We start from the raw sequence: 15,422 nt of genomic DNA on the forward strand, positions 1-15,422 counted from the left end.
CAGCACAGCACACTGCTCGTTCGTCAGGTCACCCCGCACCACACAACGGATCATGCAATCCGAAAATCACCATCAGATCCACGGCCAACCCCGGGACGTACTTCCCAAACAGGCCCTAGTCCCCGACGACGCGACCGCGCTCTACGCCCGGATCTGACAACCCGGGCCGCGCGGTCAACGACTGCCTAGAGTGGTCCCCATGGCAGTGCACCTGACTCGGATCTACACCCGCACCGGGGATGACGGTACGACGGCGCTGGGCGACATGTCGCGGGTGGCGAAGACCGATCCGCGGCTGGCTGCCTATGCCGACGTAGATGAGGCGAACGCCGCGATCGGCGTGGCACTTGCCCTCGGCGGGCTTCCCGACGAGCTGCGGGCGGTGCTCGGCCAGATCCAGAACGACCTCTTCGACGTCGGCGCGGATCTGTGCACCCCGGTCGATCCGGCGCCGGCCTACCCACCCCTGCGGATCACCGAGGCCTACGTGGAACGGCTCGAGGAGGCGTGCGACCGTTTCAACGCCGGCCTGCCGAAGCTGGCCTCCTTCATTCTTCCGGGAGGGACTCCCGGGGCTGCGCTGCTGCATGTCGCCCGCACGGTCGTCCGCCGGGCGGAACGGTCCATCTGGGCCCTCCTCGAGGCCGAGCCGGACCGCACCGGCCCGCTGCCGGCCCGCTATCTCAACCGACTGTCGGATCTGCTGTTCATCCTCGCCCGGGTGGCGAACCCTGAGGGGGACGTGCTCTGGCGCCCCGGGGCGCACGCCTGAGACCCGCTCGATACCCGAGGGTCGACAAGTCAGTCAACCGAATTGTAGACTGACGATCATGAGTACCACGGTGCGCGTGAGTGACAGGACGCGGCAACGGGTCGCGGCCATGGCCGCGACCACCGGTCAGCAGATGCAGACGATCATCGACGAGGCCGTCGAGGCCTACGAGCGCGAGCTGTTCTGGCGCGGCTTCGAGGAGGGGTACGACCGCCTCGCGGCCGACCCGCTCGCCTGGGACGAGCTCGGTGCCGAGCGCTCCGCCGAGGCGGGGGCGCTGCGGGACGGCCTGGAGTGATCTCACCTCGCCGCGGCGAGGTATGGCTGGTCGACTTCGGTGAGCCGATCGGCCACGAGCAGGGGTTGTGTCGTCCGGCGGTGGTCGTGTCCGCCGACCGGCTCAACCGCAGCCGGGCCGGGCTGTCCATCGTCGTACCCGTCACCAGAACCCGCCGCGGGCTGCCCTCCCACGTCGAGCTCGCGCCCGGCGGCACCGGTCTGCGCGAGACAAGCTACGCAAAGGTCGAGGACGTGAAATCGGTGTCCCAGCATCGCTTCGGTCGCCGGCCCGGCGTCGTGGGTCCCGATCATCTGCTGTGGATGACCGAGGCCCTGCAGTTTCTGTTAGGTAGGTAGAGCCTGTCGCGGACCTGTGACGTGACGCGAAAGGCGCGTCCCCCGATGCGGGGAACGCGCCCTTGGCCGCAGGAAACTCAGGTCAGCTTCGCGGTCTCGGCAAGGATGCTGACACCCTGGTGTGTCACCGAGATGAAGCCGCCGTCCACCGAGGCCGAGATCTCCCGGCCACCGGTCTTGACCCGGACCGTCCCGCCGGGCGCCAGCAGACCCAGCAGCGGCACATGGCCGGGCAGCACGCCGAGATCACCGTCGGTGGTCCGGGCGACGACCATGTCGGCGTCGCCGGACCACACCTCCTGCTCGGGCGAGACAATCGCCACCCGGATCGGCATTACAGGTTCTCCGCGTTCTTCTCCGCGTCCTCGATGCCACCGCACATGAAGAACGCCTGCTCCGGCAGGTGGTCGAAGTCGCCCTGGGTGAGCCGCTTGAACGAGTCGATCGTCTCGTCGAGCGGGACGAACTTGCCGGGGATGCCGGTGAACTGCTCGGCCACGAAGAACGGCTGCGACAGGAACCGCTGGATCCGCCGCGCCCGGTTGACGAGGATCTTGTCCTCTTCGGAGAGCTCATCGATACCGAGGATGGCGATGATGTCCTGCAGGTCCTTGTATCGCTGCAGAATCCGCTGCACCTCACGGGCCGTGTCGTAGTGCTCCTGCCCGAGATAGCGCGCGTCCAGGATCCGGGAGTTGGAGTCGAGCGGGCTCACCGCCGGGTAGATACCCAGGTCGGAGATGGCCCGGTCGAGCACGGTGGTGGCGTCGAGGTGGGTGAACGTCGTCGCCGGCGCCGGGTCGGTCAGGTCGTCCGCGGGCACGTAGATGGCCTGCAGCGAAGTGATCGAGTGGCCCCGGGTGGAGGTGATGCGCTCCTGGAGCACACCCATCTCGTCGGCCAGCGTCGGCTGGTAACCGACGGCGCTGGGCATCCGGCCGAGCAGCGTGGAGACCTCGGATCCGGCCTGGGTGAACCGGAAGATGTTGTCGATGAACAGCAGCACGTCCTGCTTCTGGACGTCCCGGAAGTACTCGGCCATCGTGAGCGCGCCGAGCGCGACCCGCAGCCGGGTACCCGGCGGCTCGTCCATCTGGCCGAACACCAGCGCGGTGTCCTCGATGACGCCGGCCTCGGTCATTTCCAGGAACAGGTCGTTGCCCTCACGGGTGCGCTCGCCGACCCCAGCGAACACCGAGACGCCACCGAACTCCTTGGCGACCCGACGGATCATCTCCTGGATGATGACGGTCTTGCCGACGCCGGCACCGCCGAACAGGCCGATCTTCCCACCGCGCACGTACGGCGCGAGCAGGTCGATGACCTTGATGCCGGTGGTGAACATCTCGGTCTTCGACTCGAGCTGGTCGAACGCCGGCGCCAGCCGGTGGATCGGCCAGCGCGTCTCGGCCTCGGTCTGCTTCACGTCGAGCGGCGTGCCGAGCACGTTGAACACGTGGCCCTTGGTGGCGTCGCCGACCGGGACCGAGATCGGCGCGCCGGTGTCGCGGACGGGCGCGCCCCGGACGAGACCGTCGGTCTGCTGCATGGAGATGGCCCGCACGGTGTTGTCACCGATGTGCTGGGCGACCTCGAGCGTCAGCGTCAACGTCTCGTCGCCGATGGTCCGGTCGACCTGGAGCGCCTGATAGATCTCGGGAAGCTCGTCGGGAGCGAACTCCACGTCGACGACCGGTCCGATGACTCGGGCGACCCGGCCGATCCCCGGGGTCCGGCCCTCCGCCGTGGCTGGCGAGCTGGTGGTGACGGTCATGGCGTCCTCAGTTTCCCATCAATGCCCGTCGCCGCAGCCTCGGGCTCGCGTTCGCTGGCACCTGGGGCGGAGCGGTTCGCGTCGTGCGCGCTCCGCCTTCGGCGTCGTCCTTCTGCGTTCTGTTGTCGATGTCCGCATCGGTTCCGCTCGGTGTCACCCATTGTGGTTACCCATTGTGTCCGGCGGCGTGAAGACGGGAATGGCGATGACATCGCTCGACATCGCTCCCGCTCCTCGCGCCGCCCGCCCACGTCAGGCTCCCGAGGCCAGGGCGTTGGCGCCACCGACGATCTCGGAGATCTCCTGGGTGATGGCGTCCTGCCGGGCCCGGTTGGCCTGCCGGGTGTATCTCTTGATGAGGTCCTCGGCGTTATCCGTGGCTGACTTCATGGCCCGCTGCCGCGCCGCCGACTCCGACGCCGCCGACTCGAGCAGCGCCGCGTAGAGCCGGCTTTCCACGTAGCGGGGCAGCAACGCGTCAAGCACCCCTTCGGCGGAGGGCTCGAACTCGTACTGGGGCAGCGGGCCGCCGCGCGGCGGTTCGTCGGTCTCGGTGAGCACCATCGGCAGCAGCCGGCGGGCGACCGGCGTCTGGGTGATGGCGCTGACGTACTCCGTGTGGACGACGTGGATCTCGTCCACTCCGCCGTTCTCGCTCGTGTCGATGAAGGCCGCGATGAGCGCGTCCGCGACCGACTTGGCGTCCGCGTACGACGGCTGCTCGGAGAAGCCGGTGTACTCGCCGCTCATCGCACGACCTCGGAAGCGGTAGTAGCCCGTCCCCTTGCGGCCGACGACGTGCAGGTCGGTCTCCTTGCCCTCCGAACGCAGCAGCTCGACGAGTTCGCCGGTGCGCCGCAGCGCGTTCGAGCTGTACCCGCCGGCCAGCCCCCGGTCGCTGGTGATCACCACGACCGCGGCCCGGGTCGCCCCGGGCCGCTCGGTGGTGAGCGGGTGGTCGATCGTGGTCTGCGCCGCGACCGCCTCGATCACCCTGGTGATCTCCTCGGCGTAGGGGCGGGCGGCGGCGACCCGCGCCCGCGCCTTGGCGATGCGGGAAGCCGCGATCAGCTCCATCGCTCGGGTGATCTTCTTCGTCGACTGCACCGACCGGATGCGCCGCCGGTACTCACGAAGCTGGCCCGCCATGGGTCAGCCCTCGTCGTCTTTGTGCACCGCGGGTCGGTGCACCGGGATCGACTCCTGCCGCACCAGCCCCGGGTCGAGCGGGCTCGGCACCGGCTCGTTGACCAGCGGCTGGCCGTCGGACAACGTGAACTGGTTCTTGAACTCCGCGATGGCCGGCTCCAGCACGGCGATCGTGTCGTCGCTGAGCTTGCCGGTGGTCACGATCGCGTCGTACACCTGCGGGTAGGACCGGCCGACGAAGTCGAGGAACTCCGACTCGAAGCGACGGATGTCCGACACCGGCACGTCGTCGAGCTTGCCAGTGGTCCCGGCCCAGATCGACACGACCTGGCGCTCGACCGGGAAGGGCTGGCCCTGCGGCTGCTTGAGCAGCTCGACCAGGCGGGCGCCGCGGGCGAGCTGGTCCCGCGAAGCCTTGTCCAGGTCGGAGCCGAAGGCCGAGAACGCCTCGAGCTCGCGGTACTGGGCGAGGTCCAGCCGCAAGCGGCCGGCGACCGACTTCATCGCCTTGACCTGCGCGCTGCCGCCGACCCGGGATACCGAGGTGCCGACGTTGATGGCCGGGCGGACACCCTGGTTGAACAGGTCGGACTCTAGGAAGATCTGCCCGTCGGTGATCGAGATGACGTTCGTCGGGATGTAGGCCGAGATGTCGTTGGCTTTCGTCTCGATGATCGGCAGTCCGGTCAGCGACCCGCCACCGAGCTCGTCAGAGAGCTTGGCACAGCGCTCCAGCAGCCGGGAGTGCAGGTAGAACACGTCACCCGGGTAGGCCTCCCGGCCCGGCGGGCGGCGCAGCAGCAGCGAGATCGCCCGGTATGCCTCCGCCTGCTTGGACAGGTCGTCGAAGACGATGAGCGCGTGCTGGCCGTTGTACATCCAGTGCTGGGCGATCGCCGAGCCGGTATAGGGCGCGATGTACTTGAAGCCCGCCGGCTCGTCGGCCGGCGCCGCCACAATCGTGGTGTAGGCCAGCGCGCCGGCCTCCTCGAGGGTGTTCACCACCTCGCGGATCGTCGACTTCTTTTGGCCGACGGCCACGTAGACGCACTTGACCTGCTTCGACGGGTCGCCAGAGGCCCAGTTGTCCCGCTGGTTGATGATCGTGTCGATGGCCACCGTCGTCTTGCCAGTCTGCCGGTCACCGATGATCAGCTGACGCTGACCGCGACCGATGGCCGTCATCGCGTCGATCGCCTTGATGCCGGTCTGCAGGGGCTCCTTCACCGGCTGGCGCTGGACGACCGTCGGCGCCTGCAGTTCCAGCACCCGGGAGCCCTCGGCCACGATCTTCCCGAGGCCGTCGATCGGCCGCCCGAGCGGGTCGACGACCCGGCCGAGGAAGCCGTCACCGACGGGGGCGGAGAGGATCTCGCCGGTGCGGCGGACCTCCTGCCCCTCCTCGATGTGCTCGGAGTCACCCAGGAGGACGGTTCCGATCTCACCGACCTCGAGGTTCAGCGCGAGCCCCAGAACGCCCCCGTGGAACTCCAGCAGCTCGTTGGTCATCGTGTGCGGAAGACCCTCGACCCGGGCGATGCCGTCACCGGTGACGACGACCCTGCCGACCTCCTCCCGCTCACCGGAGGTGGCCTGGAAGGAGTCGACGTACTCCCGGAGGGCGTCGCGAATCTCCTCCGGCCGAATGGACAGCTCAGTCATCGCTTTGTCCTTCATGGCTGGCATGGATCTGGTCGGGACTGGTCACGGCGCTCCTACCGAAGCAGGCCGCGCCGGGCGGTGGTGAGCCGGCGGAGAACGCTGCCGTCCACCACCTCGTCGCCGACCCGCACGACGACACCGCCGAGAACAGTTGGGTCAAGATCGGTCTGCAGCTGGATCTGCCGGCCGAAGTAGCCGCTGATCGCGCCGCGCAGGCGCTCAACCTGGCCGGCGTCCAACGGGATCGCGGTACGCACGACGGCCACCACCCGACCGCGCCGGGCAGCCGCGATGCGGCTGTAGTGCTCCAGCCGACCCGCGACGTCGCCCTGCGCCCGGTCGGCCACCGCCTGCTGAACCAGCTGGACAGTGACCGGGTGCACCCGCCCAACCAACAGCCGGTTCACCAACACGGCCTTCGCCGAGGCCGGCGCCGCCGGGTCGGTCAGCGCCAGCGCGAGCTGTGGGTTCTGGTCCAGGATACGGCCGAAGCGGAAAAGCTCGTCCTCCACCTCGTCGAGCGCACTGGTGACGTCAGCCTGAGCGAGTAGCGCCTCGACACTGAGCTCCTCCAGGGCCTGACGCAGGTCCCCCGGCCGCGACCAGCGGCTCTGCACCACGCTGTCGACCACTTTCAGGGTGGGCTCGCTGACCTGGCCGGCCAGCAGCCGGCGGGCGAGCCCGACCCGCGACGGCCCCGGGGCCCCCGGGTCGGTCAGTGCCCGGCGCACCGTCGCTTCCCGCCCGATCAGGGCGGCGACCGCACGCAGTTCCTCGGCGATCCGGTCGGCGTCGGGAACCCGCGCGGCCCGTCGCGGGCCACCCACCGGGATGGCCGTCACCTGGTCGAGCACGGCACGGGCCACTGCCAACGAGCGTCGGCTGGCGCCCTCCACCGTCAGCCTCCCAGCCCGGACGCGGTGCTGGCCGGCCGCGGCCCGGCCTCCAGACCCGCGATGAAGTCGTCGACAAGCTGACGCTGCCGGGCGTCGTTCTGCAGCTCATGCCCGACTATCTTGGTGGCGAGCTCGACCGCGAGCGTGCCGACCTCGCGCCGGACCTGGGCGACGACCTGCGACCGCTCGGCCGCCAGCGACGCCTCGGCCCGATCGCGCAACTCGGCGACCTCCCGCTGGGCGTCGGTCCGTAGTTCGTCGATGATTACCCGCGCCTGGGCGTGCGCATCCTCCCGGATACGGGCCGCCTCGGCACGCGCCTCGGCGAGCTGGGCACGGTACTGCTCGAACAGCGCCTGCGCCTCACGCTGGGCCTGCTCGGCCCGACGCAGTCCGCCCTCTACGCGTTCGGTCCGATCGGCGTAGGTCTTGCGGATCTGCGGATAGATCTTCCAGAAGAAGAATCCAACCAGGACACCGAAGGCCAGCAGCCCGACGATCAGTTCAGACAACGGCGGCACGAGGACGTTTTCCTCGTGCGTGCCCACTTCCTCGGCGGCGAGGATGACAGAGGAGTACACCTGATATCCCTGTGCCGGATCAGGTGAACACGAAGGGGACGACGAAGCCGATCAGAGCCAAGGCCTCGACCAGCGCGAACCCGATAAGCATGTACCGGAAAGCAACCTGCTCCGCCTCGGGCTGGCGGGCGATCGCCTGGATGCCGAGTCCGAAGATGATGCCGACGCCGATACCGGGACCGAGAGTGGCGATGCCGTAGGCGACCGTCCCGATGTTGCCGCTGATGGCGTCTTCAGCGGCCAGCAACGTGGACGCGGTAAGAGACATCGTGAAATCCGTCCTTCTAAAGTCGGTGCACCGGGACCGTCTCCGCGGTGCGGGTACGTCGAGAGGAAGATGTCAGGCCCGTGCCACCGCCGGTTGCGCCGGCGTGGCAAACGAAGTCGTCTCCGAGCTCGGTTCGTGCCCGTGGACCGGTGGATGGTCCGTGGCGTGGTCACCGCCACCGTGCGACGAGATAGCACCGCCAATGTAGGCGGCCGTCAGGATGGTGAAGATGTACGCCTGCAAAAGGTCGATCACCAGTTCGAAGCCGGTCAGGACGACGAACATCAGCCCGGAGAAGATGCCGAAGATGAACTGCGGCTTCGGTAGCAGGTAGTCGGCCCCGAGCGCGAACACCAGTAGCAGCATGTGGCCGGCGAACATGTTGGCGAAGAGCCGGATGGCGAGGGTGGCCGGCCGCACGACGAGGGTCGAGAAGAACTCGATCGGCGCCAAGATCAGTTTGACACCGAAGGGCGCGTCCGGTGCTGGTACAAGCATGTTCTTGAAATACGCTCCGGCCCCATGCTCGCGGATTCCGACCACATTGAAAATGGCCCAGCTGATCAGAGCCAAAATCATCGGCAGAGCAATACGCGAGGTCGTCGGGAACTGGGCCACGGGGATGATGGCCATGACGTTCGAGACCAGGATGAAGCAGAAGAGGATCATCAGGTACGGCGAGAAGACTCGGCCGCGCTCCCCGATGACGTCTCGGGAGATCTGCTGGTCGACGAAGTCGTAGATGGACTCGCAGAAATTCTGGAGCCCCCGCGGGACCAGCGCGGCCCGACGGAATCCAAGCCAGAGGAAAAGGCCCACGAAGATCGCGACGAACAGGGTGAGCGCCGACCACTTGTTGAAGTAGAGGTCACCGATCTCAAACCAGTTCTTCGGCCTGAAAACCTCGGAAGTCGGCCCGTGGAAGCCGTCGTCGGCCGCCGCGAACACCGAACCGCTCGGCACTTCCGACACCTCCATGATCATTCAACAACGTCAAAGTTCGCAATCACCTACGACCAGGTCGGCCTCACCCTATACGGGTGAGGCCCCTCCGGGTAGAGGAGCGAAAGCCAGGCGGCCACCGCCTGGCATCCCGATCCCTACCCTCCACCCACGAGGCCCCGTCAGGGCCCGTCCCATGCGGAAACGAAAGGGGACAACCAGCGGCGAGCGGCACCCAGGGCGCCTGCCCGACACCGCCGATGCTATCCGCCTGGACGCTGCGAGGCATCAATTACACACGAGAGATCTTCGACAAACTGTCGAAGATCACCGTCCGTAAATTTGATGGCAATTTTGTTACCTAGAGTGACTTTACTTCCATCTACACACCGTCATCAACGGACACCGAAGCGATAAATGACCAGGTAGAGTGCTTCCGCAATTCCGACAATCAGTCCAATGGGGAAAAAAGGGCTTGAAACCCCAGTAGCCGATCAAGGCCAAAACCGGCCAGTCCCCAGAAGCCGGCTCCCGCCACAAGCGTGCCCACGATGCCCCAGGCCTCGCCGGCGGGCGGCGCCAGTGCGCGGCCCAGGTTGCGACCCGGGCCCTCGGGCACCCGCGAGCCGCCACCGCCGGTCCCGGTCGAGCTCTCCCCCGACCGGTCGTCCGCGCTCTGGTCGGGCATGGAACCCACCTCGTCACCGCCCCTCGACCGGCGCCGGCCCGGCTGCCGGCCCCTGCGGCACGTCCGGCTCGGCCTCGGCGCTCGGCACCGTGGCCGGAATCCCCGGTTCGTAGAACGGCACCCGCAGCCGGGCCGCCGACCACACTTCGGCGCCGACCCAGCACAGCGTGCCCGCCACGATTGACCAGGCGAACGACGGCAGATTCACGGCGGTGGTGCCCTCCAGGGCCACCAGGACGACACCCAAGGTCACAACCTTCACCGCGTAGACGCCCAGCGCGACCGGCAGCAGCGCCGTCGTGCCGATCCGCCGGCCGATCGCCACCAGTGCCACCTTGCCCGCCGCGAAGAAGGTGCTGACCAGGCCAACTCCCAGGGCCGCGCCGAGGAAACCCGCCCCGCCCCGCGCCACCCCGGCGATCACGAGCGTCGGCACGGCCAGCGCGAGCATGGTCCACAGCCCGGCGCGCAACGTCGGCGCCGCGACGCCGGTCACGCCCGCCGCCCCGTACGCTGGGTGCCGAGGAGCAGGGCTACCAGGGCCGCGAGGCCCACTCCGACGGTGGCAGCCAAGATTGGCCACGGGGAGTCGGAGAACGACGCGGCGACACCTCCGAACCCGACCAGAGCCGCCCAGAAGTACATGAAGAGAACCGCCCTCACGTGCGAATTACCGATTTCCAGCATACGGTGGTGGAGATGCATCTTGTCCGCCGCGAACGGCGAGCGCCCCGCCCTCGTCCGCCGGACGACCGCGAGCCCGAGGTCGAGGAACGGAACGGCGAGCACGGCCAGGGGTATCGCCAACGGGATCAGTGACGGGTACGACCGTGAGGGTCCAACGTAACCCCCGTAGGCCACCTGACCGGTCACGGAGATCATCGATGCGGCCGACAGCAGGCCGATGAGCATCGAGCCCGAGTCCCCCATGAACAGCCGGGCCGGATTGAAATTGTGCGGCAGGAACCCGATGCAGACCCCGGCGGTCACGGCGGCCAGGAGCGCCGCCGGGGAGGCCCGGTAGAAGCCGTTGATCACTGCGATCTGATAGGCGAAGTAGAAGGTCGCGCCGGCGGCGATCGCCGCGACACCCGCCGCGAGGCCGTCCAGGCCGTCGATGAAGTTCATCGCGTTGATAAGCACGACCGTGGCGAGGATGGACAGCGGGACCGCGGTCTCCGGTCCCAGGCTCAGCGTCGTCTCGCTGTCCCGATCGATCGCGAACGTCCATTGGACACCGAGGAGCACCATAATGCCGGCCGTGGCGACCTGCCCGGCCAGTTTGGTCAGGGAGTCCAGTTCCCATCGGTCGTCGGCGACGCCGAGCAAGCAGATCAAGGTGCCGGCGACGAGCACCGCCCGGATCTCCGACCAGTCCTGGGAGACCACCGACAGGAACGGCAGGCGGTCCGCCACCCCGAACCCGGCGTAGAGCCCGGCAAGCATGGCCAGGCCCCCCAGCCGGGGCGTCGGGGTGGAGTGGACGTCGCGGGCACGTACCCCGGCGACGGCACCGATACGCATGGCGAAGACGCGTGCCACCGGCGTGGCGAGAAAGGTCACCGCCGCCGAGACCACGAAGACGAGCAGGTACTCGCGCACCGTCGGGCATCTCCCGCCTGCCGGACCCGGATCCGGCTACTGCCGCCTGCTGCCGCCTACTGACGCGGCTGTGCGGAACCTCTTGATCCCCTACCGCGGATAGGCCCCTACCGCGGATAGGCCGGATGCCGGGCGACAAGCGCGGACACCGCCGCCGCCACGTCGGCGGCGGTGTCCGGCTCACGCACCGCGTGGGCGATCAGCCCCGCGATCTCCTTCATCTCCCCCTCGCCCATCCCCTGGGTGGTGACCACCGGGGTTCCTACCCGGATGCCGGAGGAGATCGCGGGCGGCTGCGGGTCATAGGGAATGGCGTTCTTGTTCAGGGTGATGCCGGCCGCGTCGCAACGCGCCTCGGCTTCCTTGCCACTGACTCCGAGTTCCCGCAGGTCGAGCAGGGCGAGATGGGTGTCGGTGCCACCGGCGACGGGCCGGATGCCCTCGGCAGCGAGCCCGTCGGCGAGCCGCTGCGCGTTGGCCACCACCTGGCGAGCGTACTGCGCGTAAGCGGGCGAGGCCGCCTCTCGCAACGCGACGGCCTTCGCCGCGACCGCGTGCATCAGCGGGCCACCCTGGCTGAACGGGAACACGGCCTTGTCGATGCGGGAGGCCAGCTCCTCGCGCGCGAGGATCATGCCCCCCCGCGGGCCGCGCAACACCTTGTGGGTGGTGAAGCTGACGACGTCGGCGTAGGGCACGGGGCTCGGGATCGCGCCCCCGGCGACCAGACCGATGAAGTGCGCCGCGTCCACCATCAGCCACGAACCAACCTCGTCGGCGATCGAGCGGAACGCGGCGAAGTCGATCAGACGTGGGTAGGCCGTCGCCCCACAGATGATCATCTTGGGCCGGTGCTGGCGGGCGAGCTCCCGCACCTGGTCGTAGTCGATCAGCTCGGTGTCCTCCCGCACGCCGTAGGCCACCACGTTGAACCACTTACCGGAGAAGCTCACTTTGCTGCCGTGGGTGAGGTGACCGCCATGCGGCAACGACATCGCCAGGACTGTGTCACCGGGCGTGAGTAGCGCCGCATACACCGCGAAGTTCGCCGACGAGCCCGAATGCGGTTGCAGGTTGGCGTGCTCCGCGCCGAAGAGCTGCTTCGCCCGGGCGATGCCGATCTCCTCGGCCCGGTCGACCACCTGGCAACCGCCGTAGTAACGCCGACCCGGATACCCTTCGGCGTACTTGTTCGACAACGTCGAGCCCAGCGCCGCCAGCACCGCCGGGGACGTGAAGTTCTCGCTCGCGATGAGTTGCAGGCCGCCGCGCAGCCGGTCCAGCTCATCGAGGACCACCTCCGCGATCTCCGGATCCGTCGCGCTCAGCTGGTCGAAGTCCGGGCCCCAGAACGGGGTGCTCATGACGTTCCTAACCTCCTGCGCTAGAACGGCGACCGCGCTGGAACGGCAACCGTGCCACAACCGGCAACCGATGACCGGTGCCGCCGCGCGGGCAGCCCGGTCACCCCATGCTCCTCTGGCCCGGGAACACCATCCACCCGGATCTACCCGAAGCCACCCGCTGTGACCATCGCCCCCGCGACCCGGTTCAGGATCGTACGGGACTCTCCCGCCGGGACGATCAGCGGCGTCAGGCCCACCCCACGCCGGCCCGTCCGGACCCCGGGCCCGGCTCCAGTTCACGGGCTCACCGGTTCACGGGCTCCCGGACCAGCGGCAACACTGCACGCAGCGCGGTGAGATCAATCGCACCGCTGCGCAGTACAACGGGCACCTCCTCGGTGCAGTCGACGATGGTCGAGGGGACGGCGGCCGGGCACGGTCCCCCGTCGAGATAGACACCCGCGGCACCGCCGAGCTGGTGCAGCGCCTCGTCGATCGTCGTCGCCGGAGGCTGGCCGCTGATGTTCGCGCTGGAGACGGCCATCGGCCCGGTCCGACCCAGCAGCTCGATCGCCACCGGGTGCAGCGGCATGCGCACCGCCACCGTGCCCCGGCCCTCCCCGAGATCCCAGCGCAGCGACGGGGTGTGCCGGACTACCAGCGTCAGCCCGCCCGGCCAGAATGCGGTGATCAGCTCCCGGACCTGGGGAGTCATCCGCTCGATCAGCCCGTCGAGGGTGCGCCAGGAGCCGACCAGGACCGGGACCGGCATGTTCCGGCCACGTCCCTTTGCCGCCAGCAGCGAGGCCACCGCGTCCCGGTCGAAGGCATCGGCGCCCAGCCCGTAGAGCGTGTCGGTGGGGAGCACAACCAGCCCACCCCGGGCGACGGTGCTGACCGCCGCGTCGAGACCGCGGGCCCGCTCCCGTTCGTCGGAGCAGTCGAAACGTTCCATTGCCCGTCCTCTTCTCAAGGATCAGGGTTCGTCCTCAGGATCGGGGCTCGCGGGACGCCCCGCGCTGGCCGGTGACGAACCGGTCCCGGCCGGCCAAGTCCCGATGATCCGCCACGTGCGACCAGCGGCCATCGGCGCGAAGCAGCTCGGGCGCCGACACCCCGTGGCCGTCGGCGTGTTCGATGACGAGTAGACCGCCTGGCCGCAGGAGCCGCGCCGCCACCCCGACAACCGTGCGCACCACGTCGAGCCCGTCGGGCCCTCCCCACAGGGCGCGGGCCGGATCATGCTCGCCCACCTCGGGCTCCACCGTGTGGCGGTCGGAGTCGGGGAGGTACGGCGGATTGCTGATGATCAGGTCGACCGTCCCGGCGAGTCGGGTGAGCGGCTCGGGCAGCGCCGCGGCGATGTCGGCTGCGTGCGCCGTCACGGGAAGACCGGTGTCGGCAATGTTGCGTCGCAGCCAGACCACCGCCGCCGGGTCGACCTCCACGGCGTGCACCCTCGCGCCGGGCAGCTCCGCCGCCAGGGACAGCGCGATCGCCCCCGAGCCCGCGCACAGATCGACGCACAACGGTCCCGGCTGCCGGGCCCCGGTGAGCCCGGCGGGCCCGGTGAGCGCCCATTCGACGACAGACTCCGTCTCAGGCCTCGGGATGAAGACCCCGGGGCCGACGGTGAGCTCGAGGTGGCGGAAGCCGGCGACACCGGTCAGGTGCTGCAGCGGCACCCGTTGCGCACGCCTGGCCACGAGCTCGTCCAGCCGCCGCGCCGCTGCCGCCGTGACGTCGTCGAGCAGTGCCAGCCGGCCGCGGGGCACCGCGAGCACGAAGGCGGCGAGCTGCTCGGCGTCGGCACGGGGGCTCGCCACCCCGGCCGCACGCAACCGGTCGGTCGCCGCCGCCAACCACGCGCCCAGCGGTGTCAGGTCGGCCGCGTGGCGCACCGGGCTCAGGGGATCCGCGGAGCCCGAATGTGGGGACGCGCCCCGGCCCGGCTGCTCCGTGCCCCGAGAGCGCCCCTGCACGGCCGACGGGCCGGTCATGACGCCTGAGCCGCCAGCCGCGCGTCGAGGTCCGCGGCGGCCAGCGCGTCGAGGACCTCGTCGAGCTCCCCGTCGAGCACCTGGTCGAGGTTGTGTGCCTTGTAGCCGACCCGATGGTCGCTGATCCGGTTCTCGGCGAAGTTGTAGGTCCGGACCCGCTCCGACCGGTCCACCGTGCGGACCTGGCTGGCACGCGCCAGCGACGCCTCCGACTCGGCCTTCTCCCGGGCCGCCCCGAGCAGGCGGGCCCGCAGGATCCGCAGCGCGGACTCCTTGTTCTGTAGCTGGCTCTTCTCGTTCTGGCAGGAGACGACCACACCGGTCGGGATATGGGTGATCCGGACCGCGGAGTCCGTGGTGTTGACGCTCTGCCCACCGGGGCCGGACGAGCGGAACACGTCGATGCGCAGGTCGTTCGGGTCGATCTCGACATCAACCTCCTCGGCCTCCGGAAGCACCAGGACCCCGGCTGCCGAGGTGTGGATACGTCCGGCGGACTCGGTGACGGGCACCCGCTGGACGCGGTGCACCCCGCCCTCGAAGCGCAGCCGGCCGTAGACGCCGTCCCCGGGGCCCGCGGGTCCCCGGGCCTTCACCGCCACGCTGACATCACGATAACCGCCGAGGTCGGAGGGGTTGGCGTCGAGGATCTCGGTCTTCCAGCCGCGCCGTTCGGCATAGCGCAGGTACATCCGGAGCAGGTCTCCGGCGAACAGCGCCGATTCTTCGCCACCGGCGCCGGCCTTGACCTCGAGGATGGCGTCCCGGGCGTCGTCCGGGTCAATCGGGACGAGGTAGGCCCGCAGTCGGTCGTTGAGCCGGGCCAGCTCCCCGCCGAGATCATGGACCTCGTCCCGGAACGACGGGTCCAGCGCCGCGAGCTCGCGGGCGGCAGCGAGGTCCCCCTCCACCCGGTCGAGCTCGCGCGCAAGATCCACGACCGGGGCGAGCTGCGCGTAGCGACGGCTCAGGGCGCGCGCCTTCGCGGGGTCGTTGTGCACCGCCGGGTCGGCGAGCTGCCCCTCGATCTCGGCGTGCTCGGCGATCAGGCCGTCGAGCGGGGACGTCATCGTGGTTCCTTCGCACGTCATGGTTCTGGAACACGT

The 15,422-nt window shown here is 69.2% G+C and carries 18 protein-coding genes; 3 read left to right on the top strand and 15 right to left on the bottom strand.

The features are described from left to right. Window positions 1–199 precede the first annotated feature (199 nt). The 3 genes from AC08OU_RS07760 (at window position 200) to AC08OU_RS07770 (ending at window position 1,408) form a co-directional block, all read left to right on the top strand. Window positions 200–772 carry a cob(I)yrinic acid a,c-diamide adenosyltransferase gene (locus AC08OU_RS07760; protein ID WP_462186819.1) on the top strand — a complete coding sequence of 191 codons (573 nt, stop codon included), beginning with the start codon at window positions 200–202 and terminating at the stop codon, window positions 770–772. A 76-nt stretch (window positions 773–848) separates the two neighbouring features. Then, a complete protein-coding gene (locus AC08OU_RS07765) occupies window positions 849–1,070 on the top strand; it encodes a hypothetical protein (RefSeq protein ID WP_462186820.1) in 222 nt (73 codons plus the stop codon). Then, window positions 1,067–1,408, top strand: coding sequence for a type II toxin-antitoxin system PemK/MazF family toxin (locus AC08OU_RS07770; RefSeq protein ID WP_476600388.1), 342 nt, complete (start codon window positions 1,067–1,069; stop codon window positions 1,406–1,408). Before AC08OU_RS07765 ends, AC08OU_RS07770 begins: the two co-directional genes overlap by 4 nt. A 77-nt stretch (window positions 1,409–1,485) precedes the next feature. On the opposite strand, the gene AC08OU_RS07775 is transcribed toward AC08OU_RS07770, so the two are convergent. The 15 genes from AC08OU_RS07775 to prfA form a co-directional block, all read right to left on the bottom strand. Further along, window positions 1,486–1,743, bottom strand: coding sequence for a F0F1 ATP synthase subunit epsilon (locus AC08OU_RS07775; protein WP_011438082.1), 258 nt, complete (start codon window positions 1,741–1,743; stop codon window positions 1,486–1,488). Further along, the gene (gene atpD, locus AC08OU_RS07780; RefSeq protein ID WP_476600386.1) at window positions 1,743–3,182 is read right to left on the bottom strand and encodes a F0F1 ATP synthase subunit beta; all 1,440 of its coding nucleotides are present in this window, start codon (window positions 3,180–3,182) and stop codon (window positions 1,743–1,745) included. The genes AC08OU_RS07775 and atpD overlap by 1 nt, the downstream gene beginning before the upstream one ends. Before the next feature lie 252 nt (window positions 3,183–3,434). After that, the gene (locus AC08OU_RS07785; RefSeq protein WP_476591847.1) at window positions 3,435–4,331 is read right to left on the bottom strand and encodes a F0F1 ATP synthase subunit gamma; all 897 of its coding nucleotides are present in this window, start codon (window positions 4,329–4,331) and stop codon (window positions 3,435–3,437) included. 3 nt (window positions 4,332–4,334) lie between these two features. Next, complete coding sequence (gene atpA, locus AC08OU_RS07790) at window positions 4,335–5,993, bottom strand: F0F1 ATP synthase subunit alpha (RefSeq protein ID WP_476600384.1); 1,659 nt, start codon at window positions 5,991–5,993, stop codon at window positions 4,335–4,337. A 53-nt stretch (window positions 5,994–6,046) separates the two neighbouring features. Next, window positions 6,047–6,889: a F0F1 ATP synthase subunit delta gene (locus tag AC08OU_RS07795; protein WP_476600382.1), complete on the bottom strand. Its 843-nt coding sequence runs from the start codon at window positions 6,887–6,889 to the stop codon at window positions 6,047–6,049. Window positions 6,890–6,891: 2 nt separating this feature from the next. Then, the gene (locus AC08OU_RS07800; RefSeq protein ID WP_462186549.1) at window positions 6,892–7,470 is read right to left on the bottom strand and encodes a F0F1 ATP synthase subunit B; all 579 of its coding nucleotides are present in this window, start codon (window positions 7,468–7,470) and stop codon (window positions 6,892–6,894) included. A 19-nt stretch (window positions 7,471–7,489) separates the two neighbouring features. After that, the gene (locus AC08OU_RS07805; protein ID WP_462186548.1) at window positions 7,490–7,738 is read right to left on the bottom strand and encodes an ATP synthase subunit c family protein; all 249 of its coding nucleotides are present in this window, start codon (window positions 7,736–7,738) and stop codon (window positions 7,490–7,492) included. A 72-nt stretch (window positions 7,739–7,810) separates the two neighbouring features. Beyond that, window positions 7,811–8,701 carry a F0F1 ATP synthase subunit A gene (gene atpB / locus AC08OU_RS07810; RefSeq protein WP_476600379.1) on the bottom strand — a complete coding sequence of 297 codons (891 nt, stop codon included), beginning with the start codon at window positions 8,699–8,701 and terminating at the stop codon, window positions 7,811–7,813. Between the two features lie 430 nt (window positions 8,702–9,131). Then, entirely contained in the window at window positions 9,132–9,368 is a 237-nt protein-coding gene (locus tag AC08OU_RS07815; RefSeq protein ID WP_462202702.1) for a hypothetical protein, read from the bottom strand. A gap of 13 nt (window positions 9,369–9,381) precedes the next feature. After that, window positions 9,382–9,864, bottom strand: a complete 483-nt coding sequence (locus AC08OU_RS07820; protein WP_462186547.1) for a Cg1360 family ATP-synthase-associated protein — start codon at window positions 9,862–9,864, stop codon at window positions 9,382–9,384. Continuing rightward, the gene (locus AC08OU_RS07825; protein ID WP_476600377.1) at window positions 9,861–10,970 is read right to left on the bottom strand and encodes an MraY family glycosyltransferase; all 1,110 of its coding nucleotides are present in this window, start codon (window positions 10,968–10,970) and stop codon (window positions 9,861–9,863) included. The genes AC08OU_RS07820 and AC08OU_RS07825 overlap by 4 nt, the downstream gene beginning before the upstream one ends. A 107-nt stretch (window positions 10,971–11,077) precedes the next feature. Continuing rightward, complete coding sequence (locus AC08OU_RS07830) at window positions 11,078–12,334, bottom strand: serine hydroxymethyltransferase (protein ID WP_462202700.1); 1,257 nt, start codon at window positions 12,332–12,334, stop codon at window positions 11,078–11,080. Between the two features lie 286 nt (window positions 12,335–12,620). Next, complete coding sequence (locus tag AC08OU_RS07835) at window positions 12,621–13,271, bottom strand: L-threonylcarbamoyladenylate synthase (RefSeq protein WP_476591839.1); 651 nt, start codon at window positions 13,269–13,271, stop codon at window positions 12,621–12,623. A gap of 34 nt (window positions 13,272–13,305) precedes the next feature. Next, entirely contained in the window at window positions 13,306–14,316 is a 1,011-nt protein-coding gene (prmC, locus tag AC08OU_RS07840) for a peptide chain release factor N(5)-glutamine methyltransferase (RefSeq protein ID WP_476600375.1), read from the bottom strand. Continuing rightward, the gene (gene prfA, locus AC08OU_RS07845) at window positions 14,313–15,386 is read right to left on the bottom strand and encodes a peptide chain release factor 1 (RefSeq protein ID WP_462186542.1); all 1,074 of its coding nucleotides are present in this window, start codon (window positions 15,384–15,386) and stop codon (window positions 14,313–14,315) included. The genes prmC and prfA overlap by 4 nt, the downstream gene beginning before the upstream one ends. Between the last annotated feature and the right edge of the window lie 36 nt (window positions 15,387–15,422).

It is taken from the genome of Frankia sp. CcMO1 (assembly GCF_977945845.1).